Origin of the sequence: Streptomyces sp. SID11385 (assembly GCF_010548245.1) — a bacterium.
Lineage (GTDB): Bacteria > Actinomycetota > Actinomycetes > Streptomycetales > Streptomycetaceae > Streptomyces.
Genome location: NZ_JAAGLR010001190.1, coordinates 1 through 6739, shown reverse-complemented (window position 1 = coordinate 6739; position 6739 = coordinate 1). Strand labels below are relative to the sequence as shown.

5 protein-coding genes, 1 tRNA gene and 2 pseudogenes are annotated in these 6739 nt (G+C 74.4%); 5 read left to right on the top strand and 3 right to left on the bottom strand.

Annotation, left to right across the window (positions count from 1 at the left end):
• The 5 genes and pseudogenes from G3I42_RS36715 to G3I42_RS36695 all read left to right on the top strand — a co-directional run.
• Positions 1 to 266: pseudogene (locus G3I42_RS36715) on the top strand (ABC transporter ATP-binding protein); the annotation flags it as partial.
• Positions 263 to 1087 carry an ABC transporter permease gene (locus G3I42_RS36710; RefSeq protein ID WP_164291972.1) on the top strand — a complete coding sequence of 275 codons (825 nt, stop codon included), beginning with the start codon at positions 263 to 265 and terminating at the stop codon, positions 1085 to 1087. The pseudogene G3I42_RS36715 and the gene G3I42_RS36710, both read left to right, overlap by 4 nt.
• A gap of 112 nt (positions 1088 to 1199) precedes the next feature.
• Positions 1200 to 2681: a sensor histidine kinase gene (locus G3I42_RS36705; RefSeq protein ID WP_239096912.1), complete on the top strand. Its 1482-nt coding sequence runs from the start codon at positions 1200 to 1202 to the stop codon at positions 2679 to 2681.
• The gene (locus tag G3I42_RS36700) at positions 2678 to 3322 is read left to right on the top strand and encodes a response regulator transcription factor (protein ID WP_164291971.1); all 645 of its coding nucleotides are present in this window, start codon (positions 2678 to 2680) and stop codon (positions 3320 to 3322) included. The genes G3I42_RS36705 and G3I42_RS36700 overlap by 4 nt, the downstream gene beginning before the upstream one ends.
• A 45-nt stretch (positions 3323 to 3367) precedes the next feature.
• A tRNA-Gly gene (locus tag G3I42_RS36695) sits at positions 3368 to 3440 on the top strand.
• Between the two features lie 179 nt (positions 3441 to 3619).
• Here the strand turns inward: G3I42_RS36695 and G3I42_RS36690 are convergent.
• The 3 genes and pseudogenes from G3I42_RS36690 to G3I42_RS36680 all read right to left on the bottom strand — a co-directional run.
• Positions 3620 to 4519 (bottom strand): phosphoribosylaminoimidazolesuccinocarboxamide synthase, encoded by a 900-nt coding sequence (locus G3I42_RS36690; RefSeq protein WP_164291970.1) that lies wholly within the window; start codon positions 4517 to 4519, stop codon positions 3620 to 3622.
• A 95-nt stretch (positions 4520 to 4614) separates the two neighbouring features.
• Positions 4615 to 6108, bottom strand: a complete 1494-nt coding sequence (locus G3I42_RS36685) for a N,N-dimethylformamidase beta subunit family domain-containing protein (RefSeq protein WP_164291969.1) — start codon at positions 6106 to 6108, stop codon at positions 4615 to 4617.
• A 271-nt stretch (positions 6109 to 6379) separates the two neighbouring features.
• Positions 6380 to 6739, bottom strand: a pseudogene (locus G3I42_RS36680) (hypothetical protein); the annotation flags it as partial.

Below are 6739 nucleotides of genomic sequence, written 5' to 3'. Positions count from 1 at the left end.
CGCCCGAGGACGCCGCCTCGCTGCGCGCCGCGCTCCTCGACGCGGACGGCAGGACCGTCCGCCTGCGCACCCACCGGCTCCAGCACGCCGCGACCGAGCTGCTGCTGTGGGCGCGCGCCGAGAACATCGAGCTGGACGGGCTCGACATCCGCGCGGCCTCGCTCGAAGAGGCGTTCCTGCGGATCGCGGCCCAGGCCGGTTCCCGTCCCGAGGCCCCCGTCGCCCCGCTTCCGGCCCCCGCGCTCGCAGAGGAGACCACCCGATGAGCACCACCGCCCCCACCGGCCCCGCCGCCCCCACCGGTCCCGCTTCCACCGGCCCCGCCTCGACCGCGCGCAGCCGCATGGGCGCCCTCGCGCGCGCCGAGACGACGCTGCTCCTGCGCGGCAAGGGCACGCTCTTCGCCGCCCTCGTCGTGCCGCTCGTCCTGCCGTTCAGCTTCAAGAACGCCGTCGACTCGATGGACCTGAGCGGCACCGGGCTCGACCTCGGCACCGTCCTCCTGCCGACCGCGCTCGGCCTCTCGCTCCTCTTCGCCGTCTACTCGACGCTCGTGAGCACCTACGTGACCCGGCGCGAGGAACTGGTGCTCAAGCGGCTGCGCACGGGCGAGGTGCGCGACCACGAGATCCTCATCGGCTCGGCGCTGCCCGCCGTCGTGACCTGCCTCGTGCAGTGGGTCGTGGTGATCACGGGGTTCACCGTGGTCGTGCACCCGGGAGCGCCCGCGAACCCGGCGCTCGCCGTGCTCGGCGCGCTCCTCGGCCTCGTCGTGGCCATCGGGCTCGCCGCCCTCACCGCGACCCTGAGCCGCACCGCCGAGACGGCCGCCGTCATGGCGATGCCGGTCATCCTGCTCACCATGATCGGCTCGGGCGTCGGCGTCCCCCTCGATGTCATGCCCGACACCCTCGCGGCCATCGCCCGCGTCCTGCCCTTCACCCCGACGCTCTCGCTCCTGCGCGGCGGCTGGGCGGGCAACCTCGACGGCGGCGACATCCTCCTGGCCGTCGTCACCGGCCTCGCCTGGGCCGCCTTCGCCGCCTACGGCGTCCGCCGCTGGTTCCGCTGGGAACCGAGGCGCTGAGCGGTACGGGTACGGGGGCGGCCTCCGCCGGGCGGCGCCCCCCGTGTCCGTACCACCACCGCGCGCGGACCCGCACCATGGAGAGACCACCGGACGCAGGAAGGGGCGACCATTGAGCGGCAGCCAGGAGGAGACCATGACGGCTCCGGCCGGTGCGAGCGCTGCGACCGTACCGGCGCCCTCGGCGGGACCCGCCGCCACTGAACCGGCGCCCGCCGGGGGGCCGGCGTCCGTGCCCGGGCCGCGCTTCCCCCGTTTCGAACGGCTCTCCTGGCGGCCCGCGTCGTCGGCCAAGGGCCACCGCCCCGTCCAGCAGCTCGACCACTACACGCGCGCCACGCTGAGCCGCTACGTCTGGGCCTTCTTCGCGGGCTGGGTCCTGCCCGGCGTCCTCGGCCACTTCACACAGGGCGACGGCGCCGACCTCGTGCTCCGCTCCGCCCTGCTGCTCGCCTCCCTCGCCCTGTGCGCCGCCACCCGCCCGGCCCTCCTCGACGCCCTGGACCGCTATCTGGGCCGGGGCGATACGCGCGCCGGGCCCGCCTGGGTGCTCCTCGCCCTCACCGCGCTGACCTCCGCCCTCGCGCTGCTGTGTCTCGGCACGGACGCCATCAACACCGCGACGTTCGCCCCCGCGATGATGTTCGTGGTGAGCCCGGTCTTCGCCGTCCTCGCCCTCCGCGTCCCCGTCCCCCGCTACCTCCTCGCCCTCGTCGGCGCCACCGTCCTGCTCTCGGCGGCCGCCGTCCTCGCCGATCCCGAAGGCACCCCCAGCGGCGTTGTCGCCGTCCTCGTCCCGGTCTCCGCCCTCCTCGCCCTCCTCATCTGCCGCCCCTCCGGCTGGTCCCTCGCCCGCACGTGGGACATCGAGTACGCGCGCCAGGAGATCGAGAAGGCGAAGGAGAAGGTCGAGCGCGCCAAGGAGACCGAGTCGCGGCTCGCCGTCGCCGAGGAACGTCTCCGCTTCGGCCGCGACCTCCACGACGTCCTCGGCCGCAACCTCGCCACCATCGCCCTCAAGAGCGAACTCGCGGTCCAGCTCGCCCGCCGCGAGCGCACGGAGGACGCCGTGGCGCAGATGGCCGAGGTCCAGGAGATCGCCCAGCGCTCCCAGCGCGAGGTCCGCGAGGTCGTACGGGGCTACCGGGGCATCGACCTCGGCGCGGAACTCCTCGGCGCGCGCAGCGTCCTGGAGGCCGCCGGGATCGACTGCGCGACCGCCGCGGGGGACATCGAGCCCCTTGCCCCACCTGTGCAGGCCGCTCTCGCCTGGGTCGTACGGGAAGCCGCGACGAACGTGCTGCGCCACGGCGACGCCCGCCACTGCTCCATCACGCTCGCCACCAGCCGCACCGGCACGAGCCTCACCGTCGAGAACGACGGCGCCCCGGAGTCGCCGAGCCCCACCCGGGGCGGCTCCGGGCTCGCCGGCCTGCGCGAACGCCTCGCGCCCGTGGGCGGCGCGCTCGAAGCGGGCCCCACGGCCCCCGGACGCTTCCGCCTCGCCGCGCACGTACCGCACCCGCCCGCCACCGGCCCCGCCCCGCAAACCGCCCCCACGCCCACCCCCGACCCCGGAGGAAGCCGCCCGTGACCACCGAGCCCGTGCCCGCGCGCCCCGAAACCCCCCGGGTCCGCGTGCTGCTCGCCGACGACGAACACCTCATCCGGGGTGCCCTCGCGGCCCTCCTCGCCCTGGAGGACGACCTCGAAGTCGTCGCGGAGGCCGCCTCGGGCGCCGAGGCCCTGGCGATGGCCCGGGCCCGTACCCCCGACGTCGCCGTCCTCGATCTCCAGATGCCGGACGGCGACGGTGTGAGCGTGGCCACAGCCCTGCGGAGCGAACTGCCCGGCTGCCGCTGCCTCATCGTGACGAGCCACGGCCGTCCCGGGCACCTCAAGCGGGCCCTGGAGGTGGGCGTGCGCGGCTTCGTGCCGAAGACCGTGAGCGCGCAACGGCTGGCCGAGATCATCCGTACCGTCCACGCGGGAAGCCGTTACGTCGACCCGGAGTTGGCCGCCGACGCGATCGCGGCCGGGGACTCCCCGCTCAGCGCCCGCGAGGCCGAGGTCCTGGAGTACGCCGCCGACGGCGCCCCCGTCGCCGAGATCGCCCAGCGGGCGGGCCTCTCCCCCGGCACCGTCCGCAACTACCTCTCCTCCGCCGTGACGAAGCTCGGGGCCGAGAACCGTCACGCCGCCGTGCGTACGGCCCGCTCCCGGGGTTGGGTATAGTGGTGGCACGCGCTGGACACCGCGAGAGCGGCGAAGAAGCGCGGTGCGGACGTAGCTCAGTTGGTAGAGCGCAACCTTGCCAAGGTTGAGGTCGCCAGTTCGAACCTGGTCGTCCGCTCAGCGAAAGGCCCTCCGGAAACGGGGGGCCTTCTTCGTGTCCCGGAACGGGCGGGTGTACGGGTGGGGGGGCGATGTTTCACGTGAAACATCGCCCCCCCACCGCACGCCGCTCAGCCCCCCACCGCGCGCCGCTCAGCCCCGCACCGCGCGCCGCTCAGCCTCGTACCGCCCCGGGCGTCAGCCCCACCGCACGCCCGTCAGCTTCTCGTACGCCTCGACGTACTTCGCCCGCGTCCGCTCGACGATCTCGGCGGGCAGCTCGGGCGGCGGCTGCTCGCTCTTGCGGTCCCAGCCGGAGGCGGGGGAGGTGAGCCAGTCGCGGACGAACTGCTTGTCGAAGGAGGGCTGGGCGTGGCCCGGCTCCCAGGAATCGGCCGGCCAGAAGCGCGAGGAGTCGGGGGTGAGGACCTCGTCGGCGAGGACGAGTTCGTCGCCGTCGAAGCCGAACTCGAACTTCGTGTCGGCGAGGATGATCCCGCGCTCGCGGGCGATGTCCCGGCCCCGGGCGTAGACGGCGAGGGTCGCCTGCCGGAGCTGGGCGGCGGTCTCCGCGCCGATGCGCCGGGCCACCTCCTCGTAGCTCACGTTCTCGTCGTGCTCGCCGACCTCGGCCTTCGTCGCCGGGGTGAAGATCGCTCCCGGCAGCTCGGAGCCGTCCTCGAGGCCCTCGGGGAGCGCGAGTCCGCACACCGTGCGGGACTCCTCGTACTCGACGAGCCCCGAGCCGGTCAGGTAGCCGCGCGCGACGGCCTCGACCGGGATCATGTTCAGCGAGCGGCACACCAGCGTGCGCCCGGCCCAGGAGGCGGGGGCGCCCTCGGGCAGCTTCGTCGACAGGACGTGGTTGGGGACGAGGTCGGCGAGCTGGTCGAACCACCACAGCGAGAGCTGCGTGAGGACGCGCCCCTTGTCGGGGATCTCGCTGGGCAGCACCCAGTCGTAGGCGGACATGCGGTCGCTCGCGACCATCACGAGCTCGCCGGCCTCGTTCTGGTAGAGGTCGCGCACCTTGCCGGTGTGCAGATGCACCAGCCCCGGCACCTGTACGGGCTCGGGCTTTTCGACGAATCCGGACACGGTTCCTCCACGTGCTTCCGTCCAATGCCCCCGATTGTCCCGTACGGGAGCGGCGGACGACGCCGCAGGGTGCGGCTGGGGTGGCGCGGAGCCGGTCAGTCCCGTTTGCAGATGCGGTCCAGGAGGTTCGCCGTGGCGCGCTGGATGCGGGTGTCGACGTGGTCCGGGCGGTCGAGCGCGGGCGACCAGGCGAAGGTGCCGGAGGCGAAGACGAGGGCGCCGCTGGGGGCGCGGTAGAGGGAGGTCTCCTGGTGGCGGACGGTGCCCTGGTCCTCGTAGGGCGAGTGCGCGAGGAGCATCCGGTCCTCGTACGGGGGCAGCTGCGTGCGCGGGAAGTAGCGGTCGGCCTCGCCGGCGACGAGCCCGGGGAGTTCGTCGCCCTCGTGCGCGCCGGTCGCCTCCCACAGCCAGTGCTCCGCGTGCCGGACGACGAGCGGGGCCGGGGCGGGGACGCGGCCCGCGTACTGGATGCCCATGAGTTCCTGCTCCGGCCGGTCCACCTCGCGCCACAGCGTCGCGCGCCCGGGACCGCGCCGCTTGCGGCAGGTCAGGAGCCGGTCGGGGACGCCCGAGGGGGAGGCGCTCAGCTCGACCTGCCAGTACATGGTGTTCGCGGAGAGGAAGACGAGCGAGGTCCCGGCGTCCTTCGCGCGCTCGGTGGTGCGGCGCATCGGGACCGACCAGTACTCGTCGTGGCCGGGGAAGACGAGGCCGCGGTAGCGGGTCGGGTCGACGCGGCCCGCGTGGAGGTCGCGGGCGTCGGCGTAGGCGAGGTCGTAGCCGTAGCGCTCCGCCCAGCGGATGAAGTCGTAGGCGTGGCCGACGTGCAGCGGGAGGCCCGCGCCCGCGAAGGGGCGGTCGAAGGACACGGTGATCGCCGCGTCCTCCTCGTTGAGCAGCTTCCCGCCCTCGTCCCAGGCGTGGTAGAGGCTCGCGCCCGTCCGGCCGTCCTCCGGGTAGAGGTTGTACGCCTGCCAGGTCACGTCGGGGAGCAGGAGGAGCAGGTCGGCGGGCTCGCTGTCGCGGACGGTGAACGGGATGTGCGAGCGGTGGCCGTCCTGCGTCGTCAGGACTGCGACGTACGCGCCGGGCTTCCAGTACGAGGGGACCTGCTGCCGCCAGGTGCGCCACCAGTGGTGGCACGAGACCGTGCGGTCGGCGAGGAGCGGTTCGGGCTGGGTGAGACCTTGCAGCCGGGGCGTGGAGGCGATCTTGCTGGCACCGGCCCCGGCGTAGTGGCCGATGCGGTAGAAGTCCATGGAGTACGGCTGCGGCGGGTTGACCGTGACGTGGAAGTCGATCGACTCGCCGGGGGCCACCGCGCCCGTCGAGGTGAAGCCCTTGATCTGCTGGTGCACGTCGTCGGACGAACGGGGCGAGCCCTCCGCGCGGCGCGGCCTCGGCATCCGCGGCTCGGCGCCGGGCGCCGGGGCGTGCTCGACGTACCAGGGGACGACCTTGCCCTCGTCGTCGAAGTACGTCTCGCTCGCGCGCAGCCACGGCAGCGGGCCCTGCCCGAAGGGGTCCGTGGCGGCGTGCGCGACCGCCCCCGATTCCCACCGGCCGCCCTTTCCGCGTTCCGCCCCCATCGCCGCCCCTCCTCGTCCCCCGCATCCCGGTGCCGCGCCCCACGTCCCCGGGGCGGAAGCCAGCACATCACACTCAGCACCCGCCTCGTCACCGTTCCCCGCGAATCCCCGCCGACGGCCCTGCGGCCCGAGCCGTGCAGAACCGCTTCTGCCTGGTGGCGACGGGGCGGACGAACGGAAACGGAGTTCCCCGTTCGGGTGAGCCCGCACACACGGCCGCCCGTTTCCGCGCGGGGGGCGACGCCGGGAACGTCTCCCGCAGGCCGTACCGCTACCCGACCCGTACCCCCACCCGCGCCAGCCACCTGCGCAGCGGGATCGAGTCGCCGTCCTCCACCAGGCTCCGCACCCGCGCCCCCAGGTCCCGCACCCGCTCCCCGTCCACCAGGAGCACCGGGCCGTCCAGCCAGTCGAGCCCCGGCACCGCGCCACCCGCGTCGACCGCGGCGCAGCACACGAGCGAGGTCACGTGGTCCGCGAGGACCTCCGCGCCGCTCCGTACCGGCGGCGGCGCGAACAGCGGCAGTCCGCCGTTCCCCTCGTAGACCCCCTCCGAGGTCCGCGCGGCGCCCGCGTCGCCCGTCTCCTCGCGCGCGAGGCGCGCCACGAGCCCGGCGGCGAGCGCCGCCGC